The sequence below is a fragment of the Shouchella hunanensis genome (assembly GCF_028735875.1).
GTDB lineage: Bacteria > Bacillota > Bacilli > Bacillales > Bacillaceae_D > Shouchella > Shouchella hunanensis.
Genome location: NZ_CP117834.1, coordinates 534,170 through 553,642 on the forward strand (window position 1 = coordinate 534,170; position 19,473 = coordinate 553,642).

24 protein-coding genes are annotated in these 19,473 nt (G+C 38.6%); 3 read left to right on the forward strand and 21 right to left on the reverse strand.

Annotated features, from left to right (window positions below):
* Positions 1 to 73: 73 nt before the first annotated feature.
* Both hpf and PQ477_RS02895 read right to left on the reverse strand, forming a co-directional pair.
* Complete coding sequence (gene hpf / locus PQ477_RS02890) at positions 74 to 640, reverse strand: ribosome hibernation-promoting factor, HPF/YfiA family (protein WP_035394645.1); 567 nt, start codon at positions 638 to 640, stop codon at positions 74 to 76.
* 158 nt (positions 641 to 798) lie between these two features.
* A complete protein-coding gene (locus tag PQ477_RS02895; RefSeq protein WP_011247912.1) occupies positions 799 to 996 on the reverse strand; it encodes a cold shock domain-containing protein in 198 nt (65 codons plus the stop codon).
* A 609-nt stretch (positions 997 to 1,605) separates the two neighbouring features.
* Between PQ477_RS02895 and PQ477_RS02900 the strand changes: the two genes are divergently transcribed.
* Positions 1,606 to 2,448: a DUF6612 family protein gene (locus tag PQ477_RS02900; RefSeq protein WP_274272928.1), complete on the forward strand. Its 843-nt coding sequence runs from the start codon at positions 1,606 to 1,608 to the stop codon at positions 2,446 to 2,448.
* Positions 2,449 to 2,518: 70 nt separating this feature from the next.
* Here PQ477_RS02900 and fliT read toward each other — a convergent pair whose 3' ends face one another.
* The 16 genes from fliT to PQ477_RS02980 form a co-directional block, all read right to left on the reverse strand.
* A complete protein-coding gene (gene fliT, locus PQ477_RS02905; RefSeq protein WP_035394649.1) occupies positions 2,519 to 2,863 on the reverse strand; it encodes a flagellar protein FliT in 345 nt (114 codons plus the stop codon).
* Positions 2,860 to 3,252, reverse strand: a complete 393-nt coding sequence (fliS, locus tag PQ477_RS02910) for a flagellar export chaperone FliS (RefSeq protein ID WP_144559457.1) — start codon at positions 3,250 to 3,252, stop codon at positions 2,860 to 2,862. Before fliS ends, fliT begins: the two co-directional genes overlap by 4 nt.
* A 12-nt stretch (positions 3,253 to 3,264) precedes the next feature.
* Complete coding sequence (gene fliD / locus PQ477_RS02915; RefSeq protein ID WP_274272929.1) at positions 3,265 to 5,025, reverse strand: flagellar filament capping protein FliD; 1,761 nt, start codon at positions 5,023 to 5,025, stop codon at positions 3,265 to 3,267.
* Positions 5,026 to 5,040: 15 nt separating this feature from the next.
* Entirely contained in the window at positions 5,041 to 5,343 is a 303-nt protein-coding gene (locus tag PQ477_RS02920; RefSeq protein WP_035394652.1) for a flagellar protein FlaG, read from the reverse strand.
* A 36-nt stretch (positions 5,344 to 5,379) separates the two neighbouring features.
* A complete protein-coding gene (gene csrA, locus PQ477_RS02925; protein WP_035394655.1) occupies positions 5,380 to 5,613 on the reverse strand; it encodes a carbon storage regulator CsrA in 234 nt (77 codons plus the stop codon).
* Positions 5,614 to 6,045 (reverse strand): flagellar assembly protein FliW, encoded by a 432-nt coding sequence (gene fliW, locus PQ477_RS02930; RefSeq protein ID WP_274272930.1) that lies wholly within the window; start codon positions 6,043 to 6,045, stop codon positions 5,614 to 5,616.
* Positions 6,046 to 6,054: 9 nt separating this feature from the next.
* Positions 6,055 to 7,110, reverse strand: a complete 1,056-nt coding sequence (gene flgL / locus PQ477_RS02935; RefSeq protein ID WP_274272931.1) for a flagellar hook-associated protein FlgL — start codon at positions 7,108 to 7,110, stop codon at positions 6,055 to 6,057.
* Between the two features lie 18 nt (positions 7,111 to 7,128).
* Complete coding sequence (flgK, locus tag PQ477_RS02940; protein ID WP_144559460.1) at positions 7,129 to 8,478, reverse strand: flagellar hook-associated protein FlgK; 1,350 nt, start codon at positions 8,476 to 8,478, stop codon at positions 7,129 to 7,131.
* Positions 8,479 to 8,489: 11 nt separating this feature from the next.
* Positions 8,490 to 8,885, reverse strand: coding sequence for a flagellar export chaperone FlgN (flgN, locus tag PQ477_RS02945; RefSeq protein ID WP_035394660.1), 396 nt, complete (start codon positions 8,883 to 8,885; stop codon positions 8,490 to 8,492).
* Complete coding sequence (gene flgM / locus PQ477_RS02950; RefSeq protein WP_052007862.1) at positions 8,882 to 9,145, reverse strand: flagellar biosynthesis anti-sigma factor FlgM; 264 nt, start codon at positions 9,143 to 9,145, stop codon at positions 8,882 to 8,884. Before flgM ends, flgN begins: the two co-directional genes overlap by 4 nt.
* A 16-nt stretch (positions 9,146 to 9,161) precedes the next feature.
* On the reverse strand, positions 9,162 to 9,584 hold the full coding sequence (locus PQ477_RS02955) for a hypothetical protein (protein WP_052007864.1): 423 nt from the start codon (positions 9,582 to 9,584) through the stop codon (positions 9,162 to 9,164).
* A gap of 10 nt (positions 9,585 to 9,594) precedes the next feature.
* The gene (locus tag PQ477_RS02960; RefSeq protein WP_144559462.1) at positions 9,595 to 10,305 is read right to left on the reverse strand and encodes a ComF family protein; all 711 of its coding nucleotides are present in this window, start codon (positions 10,303 to 10,305) and stop codon (positions 9,595 to 9,597) included.
* Entirely contained in the window at positions 10,302 to 11,657 is a 1,356-nt protein-coding gene (locus tag PQ477_RS02965) for an ATP-dependent helicase ComFA (protein ID WP_144559463.1), read from the reverse strand. Before PQ477_RS02965 ends, PQ477_RS02960 begins: the two co-directional genes overlap by 4 nt.
* Positions 11,658 to 11,679: 22 nt before the next feature.
* Positions 11,680 to 12,519: a DegV family protein gene (locus tag PQ477_RS02970; protein WP_274273539.1), complete on the reverse strand. Its 840-nt coding sequence runs from the start codon at positions 12,517 to 12,519 to the stop codon at positions 11,680 to 11,682.
* A 113-nt stretch (positions 12,520 to 12,632) separates the two neighbouring features.
* On the reverse strand, positions 12,633 to 13,340 hold the full coding sequence (locus tag PQ477_RS02975) for a response regulator transcription factor (protein WP_081762106.1): 708 nt from the start codon (positions 13,338 to 13,340) through the stop codon (positions 12,633 to 12,635).
* A 31-nt stretch (positions 13,341 to 13,371) separates the two neighbouring features.
* Positions 13,372 to 14,502, reverse strand: a complete 1,131-nt coding sequence (locus PQ477_RS02980) for a sensor histidine kinase (RefSeq protein WP_144559464.1) — start codon at positions 14,500 to 14,502, stop codon at positions 13,372 to 13,374.
* A 252-nt stretch (positions 14,503 to 14,754) separates the two neighbouring features.
* On the opposite strand from PQ477_RS02980, the gene PQ477_RS02985 reads away from it, so the two are divergent.
* Entirely contained in the window at positions 14,755 to 15,387 is a 633-nt protein-coding gene (locus PQ477_RS02985; protein WP_274272932.1) for a YigZ family protein, read from the forward strand.
* Here the strand turns inward: PQ477_RS02985 and PQ477_RS02990 are convergent.
* Positions 15,366 to 15,983, reverse strand: a complete 618-nt coding sequence (locus PQ477_RS02990; protein WP_274272933.1) for a pyroglutamyl-peptidase I — start codon at positions 15,981 to 15,983, stop codon at positions 15,366 to 15,368. The genes PQ477_RS02985 and PQ477_RS02990 overlap by 22 nt on opposite strands.
* A gap of 75 nt (positions 15,984 to 16,058) precedes the next feature.
* Between PQ477_RS02990 and PQ477_RS02995 the strand changes: the two genes are divergently transcribed.
* Positions 16,059 to 16,661, forward strand: a complete 603-nt coding sequence (locus PQ477_RS02995) for a trimeric intracellular cation channel family protein (RefSeq protein WP_035394667.1) — start codon at positions 16,059 to 16,061, stop codon at positions 16,659 to 16,661.
* Positions 16,662 to 16,706: 45 nt separating this feature from the next.
* Here PQ477_RS02995 and PQ477_RS03000 read toward each other — a convergent pair whose 3' ends face one another.
* Both PQ477_RS03000 and PQ477_RS03005 read right to left on the reverse strand, forming a co-directional pair.
* Positions 16,707 to 18,542, reverse strand: coding sequence for an oligopeptide ABC transporter substrate-binding protein (locus tag PQ477_RS03000; protein ID WP_035394669.1), 1,836 nt, complete (start codon positions 18,540 to 18,542; stop codon positions 16,707 to 16,709).
* A 14-nt stretch (positions 18,543 to 18,556) separates the two neighbouring features.
* The gene (locus PQ477_RS03005; protein ID WP_274272934.1) at positions 18,557 to 19,468 is read right to left on the reverse strand and encodes an ABC transporter permease; all 912 of its coding nucleotides are present in this window, start codon (positions 19,466 to 19,468) and stop codon (positions 18,557 to 18,559) included.
* Between the last annotated feature and the right edge of the window lie 5 nt (positions 19,469 to 19,473).

Sequence of the window (19,473 nt, forward strand, 5' to 3'; positions counted from 1 at the left end):
AGACACCGGCTTACAAGACTGCCTACTTGTGCACAGCATTAAAAAGTGCCAGCTATTAGCTGACACTTTTATTTTATGCTTCAGATTCAATTAAACCGTATTTGCCGTCTTTTCGACGGTAAACAACGTTCGTGCTGCCGCTATCAGCATCTGAGAAGACGAAGAAATTATGTCCTAGCAGATCCATCTGTAAGATAGCTTCTTCAGCATCCATCGGCTTTAAGTTAAAGCGCTTCGTTCGAACAACCTGCAGATCATCTTCTTCATACTCTTCTTCAATGATCTCCTCACGAAGTGGCTCTAGTTCATTTTTGAACATATGCTTGAGGCTACCCTCTTGTCTGAACTTACGATTTACCTTTGTTTTGTGCTTTCGAATTTGGCGTTCCAACTTTTCGACGACTACGTCGATTGCTGCATACATATCCGCATTTGTTTCCTCGCCTCTTAATAATAGCCTAGGCATCGGAATCGTAACCTCTATACTTGATTCGCTACTATTAATAAGCTGTAGCTTTACATTTACATCAGCCACAGGAGTTGTGTCGAAATAGCGTTCAAGCTTACCGACTTTCTTCTCTACATACTCCCTAATTGCTGGTGTTACTTCAATGTTCTCACCACGAATATTATAATGCATCGTTGAACTCCTCCTTTTCCCTTGCTTACTTCTACATTTCCCTCTAAAATCCTTCTTAAACATTAAAAATATGACAAAAAAAACAACAAAAAACTCACCCTACTAATGGTAGAGTGAGTTGAGATTAGCTATTATTCATATCCTTACAGGAATGTGAATTAAAGCTTTACTACGTTTGCAGCTTGCGGTCCGCGAGCGCCTTCAACGATTTCGAATTCTACATCTTGACCTTCATCAAGAGTTTTGAATCCATCAGAATTGATTGCAGAGAAATGTACGAATACGTCATCTCCGTCTTCACGCTCGATAAAACCAAAACCTTTTTCTGCATTAAACCATTTAACTTTTCCTTGCATGTTTCACATTCCCTTCGTTACATAAAATTCAATGTATGGTGTTATACCACAGTTTCAATATACCAGTACGATTCTTATAAGTCAAACTCTTTCTTCAAATGGCACAATAGGCATTTGTCTAATTCTGTCGATACAGATAGCCCTTTTTGTTAACGCTTTCTTAAAACTGTTACTAGAATAAAAGGTTTACGTATCTTGTGAAAATAAGAGAGAATATGAAATTTGTCGAAATCTTTTTAGAAATTCTTTAAAAGAGTATTCTAACTGAAATTTAAAAAGAGCTCTTAACACTTCCATTGTTAAAGAACAATAAAACAAAGTTTCTCAAATAAGAGGGCAATGGTAAGAAAGCAAATAGCTTGAACCTTCCTTTTTAATCAGTAAATTATGAAATCCATTTACTTTATGAGCGTAGTATAGTTTAACCTAGTTTCTTCATTTAATTGTTAATTCTACCCGTAAGTGGTCTCAATATCCCCCCCCCTCAAAAACCTTGGTTCTATTTTCCTATTTGCATTCAAGAGCAGGTTTGTTACAATATCACAAGCGCTTGTAACATAAATGTAATATTTTGTAGCGCTAACTTAAACCAACCAGGAGTAGATGACTATGTTACACAGAAACTGGCTCTATTCAGGTGTGACCTTATCAATCCTTCTTGGAGCATGTTCTATAGCGGATGTTGAACAAGAGGAGACACTCATTTTATCTGATGAGATTGAAGATAAAGAGGATATGTTCGTTAATCAAAGTCAGTCGATTATTAAAAACACGATTGACGTAGAAAAAGAACTTAAAAATTATCAAGCTACTATAAAGATAATAGACTTTATTTCTTCCCAAACGAAGCAAGTAGAGAAAGTGACAGAAGGAGCATTGGCTTATCAAAAAGAACCTGAAGTCACATACACTACCTTTTCTCGTTATGGCTTAGACCAAGAGGGAAATGAAGGAAAAGTAGAGGAATCTCTTAGTGTTGTAGCTACAGATGAATCACTTTTTTCTAATCATAATGGTCAAGGCTGGGAAGAATTGAATAGCGACGTCGAGTTAAGTTCACTCTTATCTTTAAATTATTCTCCTAAAGCTCAGTTATCTCTATTACAAGGCATTTCAGAGTTTGTAAGTGTTCGTGAATACGACGATCTTTATATACTATCTATTGAAGCAAACGGTGATGATCTTGATGATATGGCTTTACATATGGAGCTGTTTGATCAATCGTTACTCGGTATTGAAGACATTGCTCAACATGAGAGCACTTTCGAAGTGTCACAGCTAGACTTTATGCTGTTTATAAATAAAGATAGCTTTCAACTCGAAAAGTCTACTACTGTATTTGAATTTGTTATACATGCTCCTGATGAAGAGTACGCCGTTCGAAAAAATGTAACGGTAACACGTCCATCTGTGAACAACCCAGAGGGAATTCACTATCCTTCTGTCCATTAACAGGTATCCTAAAAAAGCCCTCACTTGAAATTAGTGAGAGGCTTTATTTTTATACATTGAAGCAAAGTTGTTACGTAGATGTTTTATCTAAAAACACACCAGCTTGCGTTGGCGCATGCGTACGCTGGTATTTATACCGTCCATCTTTTTGTTTATTAAAACGTTGGATATCTTGTTTTACTTCTCCTCGCTGTGTAGAAAGAAATTCAGTTATTTTTTTTTCTTCTGCCTCTAGAAATCCACTTTTTATCTCATCAATCGACATATGCTCTATTAGTTGCTGTCGCTCATTTAATAACTGCATCACTTGATCAATATAGGCATCTCTCTGATCGTCTTCAGACGGCAGACCTGTCTCAAGATGAGTAAGAAGAGTTTTTGTTAAAAGAGAGAAAGGATTGGACTCAGCTGTCATTTCGGTGTAACGCCCCCAAAACGATTCTGACGATCCAATTTAATAACTTCTTTCCACGTATCTCTAAATTCAACGACGTAGCCCTGTGCCTCTTGCAAGGCCATCAGGTCACTTTTTATATTGGCTTCAATTAATTGATAATGAATGTATTCGTACATTCTCATCATATTTTCACCAACTTCGGTATCCGTTTTCAACGTAATCATTAACTCTTTTATAATGGCCTCTGCTTTTGTAAGTGCCTCATTTTTTTGCTGAAAATGATTGTCCTTAATAGCATTTTCTGCAATTCGTAGTTGTTTAAGGCAACCATTGTACAACATGAGTGTTAACTCGCCAGGCGAGGCTGTTTGTACAGATTGCTGTTTATAGGCTGCTTGCTTCAGCATGTGCTGCCTCCCTTAATTGTATAATAGATTAAATAATGATTCACTTTGCTGATTGGCCATTTGCATTGCTCGTTCCATTGCAGTAAATTGTCTCCAATACCTCGCCTCTTTTTGTTCAAGCCTCCGCTCAAAATTGCTAAGTTGTTGGTCAATGGTACGTGTTTGTTGGCCAATTGTAAATTGATGAGCCTCATGGAAACCTTCTGATCCTCCAGCTCTTCTGGCAATGGAGGACATGGAACGCTGCAAATCCCGCCGCATAGATTGGGCTAAACCTTCCGTTTCTTGATTCCCGTTGAACAGAGTAAAAATAGCTTCAGGGTCGTTCTCAATCGCTTGTCTTAGCTTATCTTCATTTATTTCTAACTTTCCACCATCAGCGTAATCTCTAGTAGTTGTAATGCCAATTTGCGACAGATGCGTGAATGCGCCTCCTGTTGATATTGGTTTATATAGACTACTTCTTAATTGATTTAAACTAGTTTGAAGGAGTGAGTCATTACGCAATAAACCGCTTTGGGCTCGTTCATCCCAGCGTTTTGCTTCTGCCTCTGACAAAGAATCTCTCTCTTCGTCCGTTAATGGGTCATAATCACGATAGTAGCGTTCATTCACTTTACCGTTCATAAAATCGATTAACTCATTATACTCATTTACAAACGAAGTAATTGTTTTATAGATTGAATCTACATCCGTTGAAGCTGTCAACGTAATCGCCTGATTCGTTGTATCTTTTAGCGTAATTGTCATACCACTAACTGAAAAAATGTTCTCTCTTCTTTCTGTTTCGAGTCCGTTAAGTGTAAATTGTGCATTTTGCCCGTTTTTGACTTCATGCAAGCCAAAAGTAGAAGTAAACAAACTACCACCAAACGTAAGTTCCTTCTCATCTCGGTTAAATGTTCCAGTACTTTTACTCGTCAGTACAAATGTCTTCTGGTGCTCATCAAAAAAAGCAGTAACATTCGCTTTTGACTGATTCATTGTCGTCACAACAGATTGAATAGAGTCATTCTCACTAAAATAAAAAGACGTTGTATTGTAGTCCCCGTTTTCATTGGCCATAACCGATAGAGAATTAAATGTGAAGCGCTGAGCCTTCTCTTCATCTTCAACACCAGCTATATACTCAACTTGCACTTGGGATGAGAGCGTTACATCTTCATGAAAAGTAAGTCTTCCAGAATCGTCCATTGCTACTTGATTTCGACCTAGCTCTCCAGCTTGATCACTGACAATTTCATACGCTTGTCCTTGAATCAGAATGTGCTTTACACCGTCTGCTAGTGGTTCCTTGAGTTTAATGGAATGATTTTCGTCAACTTGTACCGCTTCTCTCGTGCGCTTGCCAACTATCCATTCCATATCGTTTGTTGCAATATCTTTTAATAACGTTTTACTTGTTACTGAATCAGATTGTCCATTTGTTTTTGAAATGGAGCCGCCGATAGCAGTTGTTGATGTTGCCAATTGCTTGACTTCATTAATTGTAAAACTCGTATTTCCTACGTTTGAAGAAGCTGTGGCTGTTATGATTGCTTCATTGGAAGACAATACAGACCTTCGCTGCATAGAAGACGCACGCATAATAGAATCGAACATGGACGTATGCAGGGCACGAAGTTTTAAATTCATTTCCCGATACTGATCCATTTTCCAGCCTAGTTCCGTTTTTTTCTTTTCTAATTTATTTACTGGCATTCGTTCTGCCTTCATAAGATCTTTCATCATCTGATCAATATCAAGACCAGAAGATAACCCCGATAACCGCATATGGTTCACCTCTTTTTATACTTGCCGATCAATAATTAACCCCGCAGACTTCATCATCGACGCGAGTAAATCTAGTAGTTGCTCTGGAGGCACCTCTCTAACAACTTCATCTGTATCTGAATCAATTACTTTCACATAGACTCGATCTAAATCGGTATGAATATGAAAGGATAGTGCACGTTTAATCGGTTTGTTACGAACAACCATCTGTTTTTCATCATGTAGGGTTTCTTGTTGTTTTGCTTGCGGTAAAGCCTGTTTAAAAGAATTGCTTTCTAATAAACGATTAACACCAGCTGATTGTATCTCCATTGACATGACCACGCCACCTTAAAAAAGAAATGTAAAAAGCTACTACGAATCTTTCTTATGCTCAAACAATGACTTTATTGTATCAACCGTTACAGATTGAACAGCCTGCTTATTCTCGTTTTCAATAACCTCGACTATTTCTTTCCGAAATATATCAATCGACTTCGGTGCTTGGATACCGATTTTCACCTGATCTCCGTTTACCTCTAGGATTGTCAGCTCAATTTGATCCCCAATGCAAATGGATTCCGTAACCTTCCTTGATAGCACAAGCATTTAAGCGCCCTCCTTTGTGGAGAGTAATGCTTTCGAAGAATACGTTTGTCCTTCTTGGACAAGTTGTTTTCCTTTATTATTCCGTGTATTAATAATAATAGGTGCGTTTAGATTCGCCGTCGATTGTGAAAACGGTTGTTGAATCGTAATAATGACAAATAACGCAACATCCGTCGGTTGTGCTACCTCTAACAGTTGAATCGTATTGGCATCAAGATCTATGTGATAATTTTTCCAAATTGAAAAAGGGTTCAAGCAAACAAAAGCAACATGCTTTTGCACAATCGATTGCAGAAGGTAAAAATCACTTTCTGGAAAAGGAAGTAGTACAAACTCTTTTTCTTCTGGAAAACCTGGAATACCTAAAGAAAAGTGAAGTTTGTTACCATCCTCCACTTCAATTGTTCCTAAATAATTTGTTTCAAGTTGCATAAGAACCACCTATCTTAAAAAGTCTAATAATGATGGCTGCAACACTCTGGCACTTGCAGCTAGAGCAGCAGAATGAATGGTTTCAGCCACGAGCAACTTCATTACAGTCTCTTCAAAATCAACATCTTCATTTTCAGATTTAATTTTCTCTAATAAAAACTGCTGTGTATTCAAACGGTCTTCTATTAAGTCAACTCGATTCATTCTTGCGCCCAATTGACCATTTACATCTGCAGCAACGCGTAAATGATTGTCTGCTTTCCCTACAAACGTATCTAAGTCTTCTGCGTTTACATTTGGATCCAGCAACGCTTTTTGAAATTGAAATAAATCACTAAAAAACTCAGTTGTAAACAAACGGTGGGCATCTGCACCAACTGTTATGTTGATTCCTTGCTGCAATTCAAGTTCATAAGCAGAAGTCGCGAATTGATTGTTCATCATTCGCACATCTTCAGATTGAATGGGCTCGTCTTCAGCAAACAGCTGACCATCGTTAAATGTTATTTGTTCTCCACTTTCACTTTCAAATAGACCATTTCCTTCATAGCTGTACGTATCACCATTGTAAAAAAGAACCGTATGCTCGCTGAAATCTTGCTCAGTTACTTGCGCTGGATTTAATGTTTTTAAAGGGGGAACGTTGCTTAACTCGCCATTAAAAATGTATTTTCCTGCGCTATTTGTATTGGCAATTGTGACTAAATGGTTTGTCAATTGCTCTACTTCTTGAGCAATGCTTTTCCGCTCATCGGCACCGAACGTATCTGTTGATGCTTTCACAGCTAACTCACGTATTCTTGTAATGATTTGGCTCGTCTCCCGTAACGATGCATCACTTTGATCCAATCGATTATGTGCTTCACTTAAGTTACGTTGATACTGGTTAAGTTGATCAATTGATTCTCGATATTGCATTGATTTTCCAGCTATAACGGGGTCTTGCGAGAAACGAGAGATTTTCTTTTGTGTGCTCATTTGTTCTTGTAAAGTGGATAAACGTTGATAACTCGCTTGTGAATAGTGTAATGTATTTGCCGTTAACATTGATTGAGTTACTCTCATTAACTCCATTCCTTTCTTTTATCGACCGACGATACCCATCCCATTAATAACCGTGTTTAGCATTTCATCCATGGCAGTCATCACACGAGCTGCGGCGTTATAAGAGTGTTGGAACTGTACCAACATCGTCAATTCTTCATCTAATGATACTCCACTAACCGACATTCGATTTCCATCAATATTACGTAACCTTGTAAGAGCTGCATCGGTCTTCCGCTGCATGCTTTGCGCCTCCACACCAAGCTGTCCCATCATTTGTTGATACCGGAGTGTAATAGAATCATCTTTTTGACTAAGGTTTGCTACGGCTTGTGCAGTTTCTTTACTTACAGTGAATTGACTCGGATCTGCTTTAATAGACTCTGATACTCTACCTGTAGTAACATCAAAGAAATTCGGAATAAGCTCATTTACTTCGCTCATTAATTGTTGCTTAAGTTGCTCTACTTGATCCATAGCTTTTGTAACATGAGAGATAGAAGAATCAATTCCGATTAGCTTTCCACTCATCACTTCACTATAAGACTCATCATTAATAAGTAAACTGCGAGCGCCATCTTCTTGTACTACCGAAAACCTCACTGGAGAAAATGACTCGTCACTACTATTAACTAGAACAATATCGCTGTTTAACATTTTTATGTCATAGCTACCTTCTTGCCCTTTATAAGCACTTGTACGTTCCACTTCAATAGGTAATAAAATGGCTAGCTCATCTATTAATCGATCCTGTTGGTCATACAACTCGTTCGCCGCTTGGCCACTCTCTTCGATTTTTTGAATTGCTCGGTTATTAGTAGCAATTTGTTCAAGTAAATCATTAATCGTAGCTTCTGTTCCTTCACGCTCTTTTTCAAGCAGGCTCATTTCTGACTGAAAGGCTTTTTCAAGAGACTCTAGAGTATCCATAACCGCTTCAGACTGTTCAATTAAAACAGCTTGGTTGTCTTGACCAGCTGCCAGTTCTCTCCAACCATTGAAAAAATCGTTGAACTGACTTGAGAGACCACCTAGATCACCATCATTAAGAGGACCTTCATTAAACAAATCTTCTAAGCGAGCAAAAGTACGGCTTTGAATGGCTGCATTTCCTGATACATGCGCTTCTAGTTGAAATTGTTTATCTAAAAATTGATCACGGACTCTTTGAATACGATCAATACCAACCCCTGTACCAACCCTTCCTTCCATAACCGGTCGACCAAAGGGACCCGTTCCTGGATAACCGGGTGTTGATTGCATGTTTACTCGCTGTCTTGTATAACCATCTGTGCCTGCATTTGCAATGTTGTTTCCGACTGTTTGCAAAGCTGCTTGATTAGCGGCAACTGCTCGCCTCATCGTTTCCATGCCTAAAAAAGTTGACAACGTTACACCTCCTATACTTGTGAATCAAAAATGGATAGTTTTCCGGACTTTGATTTTGCTTCTTTTGTGTAAACAGAACGATCTGTTTGAAATAATTGTAGTGACCCTTTCACAAAAGAAAGTGAATCCTTTATTAACAATGTATTTCGTTCGTTTCTATGCTTCAGTTCCATAACGGATCGTAACAGTTGTTCTTTTAGTGAGGAAAAGTGATCAGCTGAAAAATCAATACTTTCCTTCATTTTCATCTCCAAAATATTTGCTTTAGAGACTAGAGTCGATTCTTTTCGAACAATCGCTTGTAAGTCTTCAAGGTGATTTTCGATTAGCGCGTTCTCCTTTTGTTTTGCTAGTTCAATTAACGTACCTTGGATCTCGATCATTTGCTTTATTAGCGCTTCACTCATTTAATAACTCCGCTTTCTTTCCATGCAGATAAAATCGCTTGTGCTGTTTTTTCTGGTTGAAATTCATAAGTACCTTGCTCAATTTGTTGCTTCAACTCTTGTAATCGCTCTTCTTTCACTTTGCTTGTTTGCGCATTTAACTTTAATGCTTCTTTCGATATTTCGACTTTATCTTTTTTATCTTCTTGTACAGTTGTTGGCTGTGCTTGAGTCTTATACAACTTGTTTGCTTGAATGTATTGAGAAGAGTGAATTTTCATTGATGAAGAGCCTCCTTTATCGATTCTTCTTTAATGTATATGTGAGTGATAGATTATCAGACTGTTCTCTTACTGATGTAAGCTTATCATTCTTTCCTTCTTCATGATGATATAATTCCCCATTTAATTCGTTTACACATGTATGACAAAAGCGAGTCTCTTGTGTTGGCTTTTGGCATCTTTCGCAAAAGTGTTCCAAGTGAGGGAACTGAGAAAGTTTAAGCCTTCCTGAACGGATAAGCGATTGTAAGAACTTAAATGGAATCTTCGTGTTATCCATTAGCATACGTTGTGTGACCACAACGTCCTCATGTTCTTTCAAGTACGTACGAATCGTTTTTAACCATTGCTCTTCTTCCATTTGACACGTTTTACACGTTGGTTGGTGCGTTTTAACAAACAATCCTCCACAATGTCGACAATTCGCAAGCTGTTGCACGTTTAATCCCCTACCCTTTTATCGCTCTAGCAACTGTTAATGACGAAACACGTTCTGCTCCTGCTTCGAGCAATGTCTTTGCAGCCATTCGCACAGTTACCCCTGTAGTATATATATCGTCTAATATTAAATATTTTTTACCCTTAATAAACGTCTTTTCCGCTTCTAAAAGATTAAACGGATTTTCTTTCATTAAACTAATTCTCTCATACCGGGTCTTTTTGCTCTGTTTCCGACCATCTTTTCGGTCAGTGCGCGTTAGACACTGATGGATTCCAGAACGCTTTATGAGCTCCTCAGCCTGATTAAATCCCCGTTCTTTCATCCTTTTCTCAGAAAGAGGAATTGCAGTTACTATATAATCGTTAAAGCGATTGCAAATAATTTCTTGTAACGAAAATGTGAAGATATGCCCAATTGCTACATCGCCACGATATTTATAGTGCGAAAGCAAGGTTTTCAAAAAATCATTATATTCATATAGGGAAACATTTTCATCTAAATGATCCACAGCTAATAGCTGTCTCCACCAAACGCAATCTCCACACTCTTCTTCAATAAAAGAACCAAATCGTTTTGGCTTACGGCATCGTTTACAGCCAGTACAATGAATGAACTGCTTTCTACACTCTTCACAAACACTCTCTACCTTTGGAGTGAAAAGAGAAAGGACAGATATTTCCTGGAAAAACTTCCCTTGACAAACAACACAGCTGCTCATAGCATTCCTTCTTTGTTCATTTTATCAATATGGTGCCTTGCTTTTAACATTGATACGGTTATGCCGTAATGCCAGTAAAGAATATCACCGTCTGGAAACTCTTGTTTTCTACCGACTCTTCCTGCAATTTGTACTAAACACGCTTCATCAAATATGGGTTGCTCTGCTCCAAGCACTGCTACTTGTAAATTCTCAACGGTAACCCCTCTTTCCAGTATCGTCGTCGTTAATAGTAAGGAAAGACGCTTTTGTCTGAAGGCTTGAATGACTGGATGTCGGTTTGATGCGTCAGCATAAACGAAACCATGGTCAAGCTGAAGTTCACTTAAAATTGCGGAACATTTTTTCAATGCGCGAATAGAAGGGAAAAAGATCAATCGTGGCTTATCCGCATGGAGTTGTATCCAACGAATCATTTTTGGCGGTATCGTTCCTTTTTGAAGCAGTCGATTCCAGTTTCCAATCCATTGAAATGACGGCAAAGGAATTGGTTTCCCATGAAATCGACGCGGGATTTTCGTCACTGTAAGCGAAGGCGTGTTTCTCAACTTAACAGAAGGTGTGGCACTTAAGAAAATCATCGTTGCTTGAGGTTTTTTTGCTCGCATACTTGCGTATTGTAAGGAGGAATCATACGTGTAAGGAAATGCATCTACTTCATCAATTACGAGAACATCAAAGGCATGAGAATAGCGAATCAGTTGGTGAGTTGTTGCGAGCACTAGCTGAGCAAGTGGGTTCGTATCGCGACTACCTCCATAGAGGCTGGCTTGGGTAACTGTAGGAAATGCATATTTCAAGCGGGGGCTTAATTCTTTTACAACATCTGTTCTGGGTGTGGCGATGCCTATTCGGAATCCTAATTCAATGCTTTTTTCAATCATCGGGAAGAGAATTTCCGTTTTTCCGGCACCACAGACAGCCCAAATAAGATGGGATTGATTTTTTTGTTCAACTGCTTCTACAAGCCGATTGCTAGCTTGCTTTTGGTAAAGAGAAAGCTCTCCTTCCCATTGACAACTGTTTTCTTTTGGTTCGTAGTGAAGAGAATCTCCAGTCCAAACGAGAAACTGTTTACAGGAAGAAGCCTTTCCCATTTGGATACAGTGTCGACAATACGTACAGGTAGTTTGACAATGATGACAAAAATGATCATAAAAACGTGACGGCTTATCATTCCCACACCGTACACATTTCCAAATGCCCTTTTCAAACACTAAAACAGGTTCTGAATAAACGAGTTGCTTCTGTTTAGATTGAAGCAATAATTCAGCTGAAAAAGGCCATTCGCTAGACAGCATACACCGATGATGCAAAAAATGCTGGATCTTTTTGAAGTCGTTCTTGTTCAACAACCTACCTCCTTCTATTGAATTAACACCACCCAATACCTAAACTACTCGGTCCTAAATGAGTCCCAATTACCGGACCAAAATAGCTAATTTCCACATTCGCTTCAGGATAAGCGTCTTGAATTTTTGTTTTTAAACTCTCCGCACCTTCTAAACGATTAGCATGAATAACCGCGATTTCGTTTACATGACCATTTTTCAAGTCATCAAATAACAAATCTAGCATGCGGTTAAGCGCTTTTTTCTCTGTCCTTACTTTTTCAAACGGCATAATTTGGCCTTCTTCAAAATGGAGAATCGGCTTAATTTGTAACAAACTTCCAAAAATCGCCTGAGCTCCGCTTAAACGACCACCACGACGTAAATGGTTTAAATCGTGTACCATAAAGTAGGCGCGGACTTGCTGTTGTTGCTTCTCTAAATATGTAAGTATATCTGCACCGCTGCTCCCTTCAAGAGCTAACTTAGCTGCAGAGCGCACGTAGAACCCCTGTGGAGAACAGCTAATTTCCGAATCAAATCCATAAACATTTAACGTCTCTTTCATTTCCCCGGCAGATAAAGCGGTTTGAAGCGTTCCACTTATTCTCGCAGATAGGTGAATACAAACGACGTCTGTATAACCTTCTTGCTCAAGACGATTGAATAACTCAACAAACTCTCCTATCGCTGGCTGAGAAGTTGTTGGTAACGCTTCCTCCTCCTCAAGCTTTTGATAAAAAGCTTCCGTTGTTAAATCAATTCCTTCTCTATAAGTGCCATCTGAAAAATTAACACTTAAAGGAATGGTATTAATCTTTAGCTCTTCAATCGTCTCTTTTGCTAGATAGGCTGTTGTATCGGTAATTACCGCGGTTTTTATCATTCGTTATTCCTCGCTTCTTTTCTACAATCAGTCACTTCCCTTAAATTTAGCGGAAATAGACCTGACATTCAAGAAATATTAAAGAATTTCCCGAGAAATAATATCGTTTCTTAGCGAACAATGACGTATCCTTTTTTAATCGCTTCAACAACCGCCTGCGTTCGATCATTTACATTCATTTTTTGCAAAATATTACTAACGTGGTTTTTGACGGTTTTTTCACTAATGTAGAGGGATTCCCCAATTGCTCTATTATTCTGTCCATCCGTCATTAACTGAAGCACTTCACACTCTCTTCTCGTTAAAATATGGAGCGGCTTACGGTATTCAACTTCTCTATATCCAACAGAATCTTGGTGCTTTTCATCTTGCTTTGCTAAACGACGGTATTCTTTTATTAAATTAGACGTTACTTTTGGATGAATATAAGCTCCACCAGTAGCTACGACTTTCACTGCTTCTACTAATGATTCAGCGTCCATCTCTTTTAATAAATAACCTGACGCTCCTGTACGCAACACATGAGATACATAGGATTCATCGTCATGGATGGACAAGATTAACACTTTTACTTTCGGAAACACTTTTACAAGTTCTTTAGTCGCCTCTACACCATTAAGCTTCGGCATATTTATATCCATTAAAATAACATCTGGACGATGGTTACGCACAAGATCAATTACTTGAGAACCGTCCTCGCCATCTGCTACTACGTTAAAGTTCTGTTCCATTGAAAGAATTCGTTTAACTCCTTCTCTAAACAATGGGTGGTCATCTATTATGACAATTCTAATTTCGTCTGTCTCTTGTACAATCACTGTTTATCACCTCTCGTAAACGACTACATTATTAAACTGTTGTTACAGGCAGCTGGATAAAAATACTTGTGCCCTGTTCTATTTCCGATTGGATCTTAATCGATCCATTCAACATGTTCACTCGCTCTTTCATACCGATAATGCCAAACGACGCTTCTTTTTTTTGAGATGGGTTAAAGCCAATGCCATCATCTTTAACGACAACCATAACTTGATTCCGATTCATTTCAATTTTTACAAGTATCTCTGAAGGCTTTGCATGCTTTAATGCATTTTGAACCGCTTCTTGCACAAGCCGGAAAAGAGCAATTTCAAAATGCTGCTCTAACCTGTTATCAATGCCAAAATGTTTAAAATGAATGGTTAAGTCATGACGTTCTTCGCTGTTTTCCAAATACTTTCTGAGAGTCGGTACTAAACCAAGATCTTCAAGAGCCATCGGTCGTAAATCGTAAATAATTCTTCGTACTTCTGCTAAAGAAGATCGAACCATTATTCGCAAGCCACGGATTTCTTTTAATGCCTCTTGAATCCCTTTCTCATGATAAATTCGCTCAATTAATTCTGAATGCAACATGACATTTGCCATCATTTGAGCTGGTCCATCATGAATTTCGCGAGATAACCGACCTCTTTCTTCCTCTTGAGCTTCTATTATCTTCAACCCAAAAGATTGCTTTTCCTTCGCATCTTCAATAATTTCTCCAACTTTTTTCAAATCGCTAGCTAAAAAATCAAACACTACTGACATTTGAACGGAAAGTTGCTCAGCACGACTTATTGTATCTTGTAAGTTTCTTAATCGTCTTTCAATATCGTCTCTTCTCGTCCGCAATAGCTTTTCTTCCTGTTGTAAAACAGCCATTTCGACTTGGAATTCACTTGCTTGTTCATATGCCGCTCGAACTTCATCATTCGTATAATTATTAAACTCTTTACTTACTTTTGCTAACCGATTTCTTGCATGCCTTGCATTGAGAGACGATTTGTCCACTTTTTGAATGACTTCTAACACTTTTTGTTTTGTTTGCTCGAGTTCCTTACTTAAATATACATGTTCAGTTCTAGATCGTTCTCCAATTTCAAAAATCTTTTCTCTACTTGTTGACACAGTATCTATTGTTTGAGAAATAATCTGATTTAAAACTTTTACTTCTTCCATTTAAATCCCCACTTTATGAAAAACAATGGTTTGCTCGTTGCTGCAACTGGGCTTAAAGCATTATCCTTTAAAATTAAGCCGCTATCCGTTATTCTTATCTTACACTATCCGATGGAGAAAGAAAGACGAATATAGTAAAAGAGTACGATTTTTATCTCAGTAGTAGAGAATACCGCCAATACTATCAGACCAGTGTTACATCACGGTTTCGTGAATATGTAAAAATATAAAAATTATTATAGGAGGAAACCATTGTTAGCGAACTATAAAACGGTCAAACAGACAGGTAATTATGAAATTGTGGTTCAAAAATCACGATTTATCTCCCACTTTAAACGCACATCGACAGAGCAAGAAGCTCTTGATTTTATTCAAGAAATCAAAAAAAATCATTGGAATGCCACCCATAATTGTTCTGCCTATTTGATCGGTGAAACAGATCATATACAAAAGGCCAACGATGATGGTGAACCGAGTGGGACAGCTGGTGTGCCAATGCTCGAGGTCCTAAAAAAACGAGGATTAAAAGACACTACCGTTGTTGTCACACGTTATTTTGGTGGCATTAAATTAGGTGCAGGCGGACTGATTCGCGCATATGGTGGTTCGGTAAGTGAAGGATTGAAACAAATTGGCGTTGTGAATCGTACACTCTGTTATACAATGGCAACAACGATTGATTATACGTGGCTGGGAAAAATTGAAAATGAAATCCGCCAATCTTCTTATCCTTTAAAAGAAATTACCTATGCCGATTCTGTCACGGTTCATGTTTTTGTTGAATCTGATCAAATCGATGCATACAAAGACTGGATAACAGAACTGACAAATGGGCAAGCCGAAACGATACAAGGAAAAAGCGTCTATCTAGAAACAGACGCTTGAATCGAAAGAGATAGCTTTTGAAGTAATACGGTTATGGCTTGATAAAGGTTTTCATGTGTGAGCGGGTTTGCTTCATTTAATTCTTTTGTAAAGGGAATATGAATAAACCCACTTGGCACACGCTTTTCCAAGCGCTTTAGCTCATGCAACGTCTCATACATAAGCGCATTACAAACATAAGTACCAGCTGTATTGGACACATAAACATGTGAATCGTGTTCCTTTACTCCTGCCTCTATTTCTCGAAGTGGTAGCGTTGAAAAATAAGCAGCTGGTCCTTGTTCATGAATCGGTTGATCGCTCATAACGACTCCATCATTATCTTCTGGACCATCCATTACATTAATCGCTATACGCTCTAACGAGATAGCCGTTCGCTTTCCTGCAAGACCTAACATGACAATGGCTGCTGGGTCCTCTTCCTTTATTAATTTTTTCATTATTTCAGCTGCTCGCTGAAACGAAACCGGTAACACAACACTTTTTACCTGCAGCCCATTTATCACCTTTTCATCTAAAGCTGACACAATTAACTCGCTTGGATTCGCTTCATGATTGAGGAATGGTTCGAACCCAGTTAAAATCACTTTCTTCATTAAAGAATCCCCCTTTACTTTCCCGCTTGTTATTACTATCATATCATATGACAACATAAGAATGAGGGACGCTACGTGGACACTTGGGAAATCTTTACGATTATTGGCACAATTGCTTTTGCGTTATCTGGCGCAATCGTTGCCTTTGAAGAAAAATATGATTTATTTGGCATATATACACTCGCTTTTATTACAGCTTTTGGTGGTGGAATGATCCGAAACATTGTTGTAGGCATACCCGTTTCCGCTTTTTGGAGTCAAACATCTTTGTTTATCATTACCTTTTGCCTTATCACCATTCTATTCTTTTTACCTGCGTTTTTATTTAAACTATGGGACCGATGGGGCGTCTTCTTTGACGCAGTCGGCTTATCTGCCTTTGCCATACAAGGCGCGCTTTTTGCCAAAACGGCGAACGAATCTATCTTTGCGATGATGCTTGCCGCAGTCTTAACGGGTGTAGGCGGAGGTATCCTTCGTGATGTTCTTGCTGGTAGAAAACCGATGGTGCTTCATAGCGACATTTACGCTGGCTGGGCGTTGATGGGCGGCATCATTATCGGACTAGGTTTAGACCACCCCATTATGCAATATAGCTTATTTGTCTTAATCATTGTCATGCGCATGCTAACCGTTCATTACAAGTGGCGGTTGCCGCAAGTAGATAAGAGGATTTAGAAAAGAGCTAGGCAGAATTTCTGCCTAGCTCTTTCGCTTTAAAAGTTAATCAACTGCTGCGTTTTCGTCATTTAACTGAACCGTATGCCAGCCATAGTCATTGTTTCCAACTTCATATGAAATCCCGCTTACACGGTTATTAATTGGGAATGTATCAATTTGATAAAGCGTTGGTGCAAGTGGTAACACTTCATTAATATGTGCTTGGAATTGATTGTATACATCTTGTCGATAAGATTGTTCAAATGCACCCTCAGAAAGTCCATCAGCTAATATTTCCTCTAGCGTATCATCTGTATAGCGCGGATAGTTGAACATTGATTGTGATCCAAATATTCCAGAAGGATCAACGTCAGAGCCTACATTCCATCCAGCAGAATACATGTCAATTGCCGGATCATCTTCTTCAATTCGATCATAAAACGCATTTGGCTCAGTTAAAGATCCTTCCAATAGCTCAATATTTAGTCCAATATCTCTCCATGCCTGCATTTCATAATTGGATACGGCCTCAGCAGTTGCATCACCTTGACGAGCGGCATACGTGATAACGAGCTCTTCACCATTTGGATCTTCAACAAATCCATCGCCATCTAAATCTTCATAGCCAGCCTCTGCTAACAGCTCTTTCGCTCTCTCTGGATCGTAGTCAAACCCTGGGTTTGTATCATCATGATACAATGCATGATATGGCGGAATGACCGTTGTTGCTGGGAAGCGCAATCCATTATACATACGATTTCCTAATTCTTCATAATTCACGGCTAACCGCACTGCTTCCCGTAATGATTCATTAGCCATTTTTGAATCAGGGTCATATGCAACTTCGCCTGCGTCCGCATCCCAAGTTCCAAGTTTAAATCCTGTATACTGATAGCCTCTTGACACTCTTCCCAACCAATCCACATTACTCATATCTGCATTATCTGCAAATTGCGTTGCCGGGAATGTTGTAACGATATCAATTTGACCTGTTTTTAACGATTCGACTACAACATCTGGGTTTACAACTGTCAACACAACTTCATCAACAAGAGGTGCTCCTTGCCAGTAGTCTTCGTTTTTAGACAGCGTTACAGATTCACCTGGAACGATGTTTTCTACAACGAACGGCCCGTATCCTAATGGTTCTCTACGAACTTGGTCAGACGAAGGCATATCTGCTACTTCTACACCTTCAAAATAATGCTTCGGCATTGCATAATACCATATACCACCGCTCATTAATGAAGGAGTTGCTTCTTTAAACGTCAATTCGACTGTTTTTTCATCGATAATATTAAACCCTGAAATGTCGTCCGCTTCTTCATTGTGGTATTCTTCCATCCCAACAATATTTCTAAAAGAAGCATCGTAACGAACGCCGTCATAATCTTTATGACCAATGACTTCGTGCGCAAATACAAAGTCTTCTGCTTTTACAGGTTCTCCATCATGCCAGTTGACATTATCTTTTATCGTAATCGTATAAGTTAAGTTATCTTCGGAAACGTCAATAGTTGCCGCACCTTCATCTGTAATGTTAAAGGCTTCATCCATTGTAAACAAAGATTCACTAAAGAATTGTATGATGTCATTATCAGTTGAAATGGAATAATGTTGCCAATCAAGTGTACCTTCAAAAGGTGAGCTAGCTACAACACCAACATTTAATGTGCCACCTTCAATGGCCTCTCCATCTGCTGTTTTTGTCGGTTCAAAATCGTCTAAAGAATAAATACCATCTTCATTTTCAATGGTTTCTTCTGAGCCCTCTTCTTCTCCAGTACCACTTGGTTCAGAAGATCCTCCCCCATCACCATTATCACTACATGCCGCAAGTGCTAGAACGGCAACAAGCGTAGGTGCTAAATAAAATTTAGGCTTTAAAAGCTTTTTCATAATTGCTCCTCCTTTTAACCTCTTCTTTGTTTTGCATCAGTCGCGCGTTTTAATGCTTGACCAACATTATTTATACACAGCATCAACACTAAAACTAAAATCGATGCAGGTAACCATACCCAGGGGCGTAGCTCGAGAATCTGTGGATTTGTCGCGTGACTCATTAGAGTCCCTAAACTTGGTGTGGACTCTGGGAATCCAAACCCTAAAAATGATAGTCCTGTCTCAATTCCAATATTCGCAGCCAAACTAAGCGTTAAGTTTACAATAATAATAGAATTTAAGTTTGGTAGTAAATGACTAAAAATAATTTTGTAGTGCGGCGTCCCTAATGTACGGGCTGCTTGAATATATTCGAGTTCACTCTGTTGTAGAGCTTTTGAACGTATTAACCTTGCCATGGATATCCATATAAAAGCAGACATAATTAATGTAAATTGAAGAAGCGAATAATTAGGCACAACCGCTACAAACGCAATGATAATCATTGTAGTTGGCAGTACTAAGAAGAAATCAACAATTCGCATAACCACATTGTCAGTATGACCGCCAAAATAACCAGCAATTAACCCCATTCCTAATCCAACAAGTCCAGACAATACCGTTACTGCAACTCCTATTAAAAGAGAATTGCGTGTACCAATGATTAATTGACCAAACACATCACGTCCGCCATGATCTGTACCTAACCAAAATTCTGATGATGGAGGTTCAAAAATAGCTAGTAAATCAACCGTGACAATTTGATCTTGATCTAGAATAATTGAAACACCAAACACAAACGCAGCGATCAATAGTAGTAAGATTGCTGAAATTAACGCAACTTTATCTTTTAAAATTTCAACAAGTATGACTTTGGCTCCTGATGGTGTTTTGATAAGTGCATCTTTACTTGGATCGATTTGTATCTTTTTTTGTGCTTCCATTTTTA

What these genes read in the sequence shown, in the direction of transcription:
- fliS (WP_144559457.1), bottom strand. Translation starts at nt 3,252, where the DNA reads ATGCTGAAGCAAGCAGCCTATAAACAGCAATCTGTACAAACAGCCTCG.
- hpf (WP_035394645.1), bottom strand. Translation starts at nt 640, where the DNA reads ATGCATTATAATATTCGTGGTGAGAACATTGAAGTAACACCAGCAATT.
- PQ477_RS03005 (WP_274272934.1), bottom strand. Translation starts at nt 19,468, where the DNA reads ATGGAAGCACAAAAAAAGATACAAATCGATCCAAGTAAAGATGCACTT.
- PQ477_RS02900 (WP_274272928.1), top strand. Translation starts at nt 1,606, where the DNA reads ATGTTACACAGAAACTGGCTCTATTCAGGTGTGACCTTATCAATCCTT.
- PQ477_RS02990 (WP_274272933.1), bottom strand. Translation starts at nt 15,983, where the DNA reads ATGAAGAAAGTGATTTTAACTGGGTTCGAACCATTCCTCAATCATGAA.
- fliT (WP_035394649.1), bottom strand. Translation starts at nt 2,863, where the DNA reads ATGACAGCTGAGTCCAATCCTTTCTCTCTTTTAACAAAAACTCTTCTT.
- fliD (WP_274272929.1), bottom strand. Translation starts at nt 5,025, where the DNA reads ATGCGGTTATCGGGGTTATCTTCTGGTCTTGATATTGATCAGATGATG.
- PQ477_RS03000 (WP_035394669.1), bottom strand. Translation starts at nt 18,542, where the DNA reads ATGAAAAAGCTTTTAAAGCCTAAATTTTATTTAGCACCTACGCTTGTT.
- csrA (WP_035394655.1), bottom strand. Translation starts at nt 5,613, where the DNA reads ATGCTTGTGCTATCAAGGAAGGTTACGGAATCCATTTGCATTGGGGAT.
- PQ477_RS02920 (WP_035394652.1), bottom strand. Translation starts at nt 5,343, where the DNA reads ATGTCAATGGAGATACAATCAGCTGGTGTTAATCGTTTATTAGAAAGC.
- flgM (WP_052007862.1), bottom strand. Translation starts at nt 9,145, where the DNA reads ATGAAAATTCACTCTTCTCAATACATTCAAGCAAACAAGTTGTATAAG.
- flgL (WP_274272931.1), bottom strand. Translation starts at nt 7,110, where the DNA reads ATGAGAGTAACTCAATCAATGTTAACGGCAAATACATTACACTATTCA.
- PQ477_RS02895 (WP_011247912.1), bottom strand. Translation starts at nt 996, where the DNA reads ATGCAAGGAAAAGTTAAATGGTTTAATGCAGAAAAAGGTTTTGGTTTT.
- fliW (WP_274272930.1), bottom strand. Translation starts at nt 6,045, where the DNA reads ATGCAACTTGAAACAAATTATTTAGGAACAATTGAAGTGGAGGATGGT.
- flgN (WP_035394660.1), bottom strand. Translation starts at nt 8,885, where the DNA reads ATGAGTGAAGCGCTAATAAAGCAAATGATCGAGATCCAAGGTACGTTA.
- PQ477_RS02980 (WP_144559464.1), bottom strand. Translation starts at nt 14,502, where the DNA reads ATGGAAGAAGTAAAAGTTTTAAATCAGATTATTTCTCAAACAATAGAT.
- PQ477_RS02960 (WP_144559462.1), bottom strand. Translation starts at nt 10,305, where the DNA reads ATGAGCAGCTGTGTTGTTTGTCAAGGGAAGTTTTTCCAGGAAATATCT.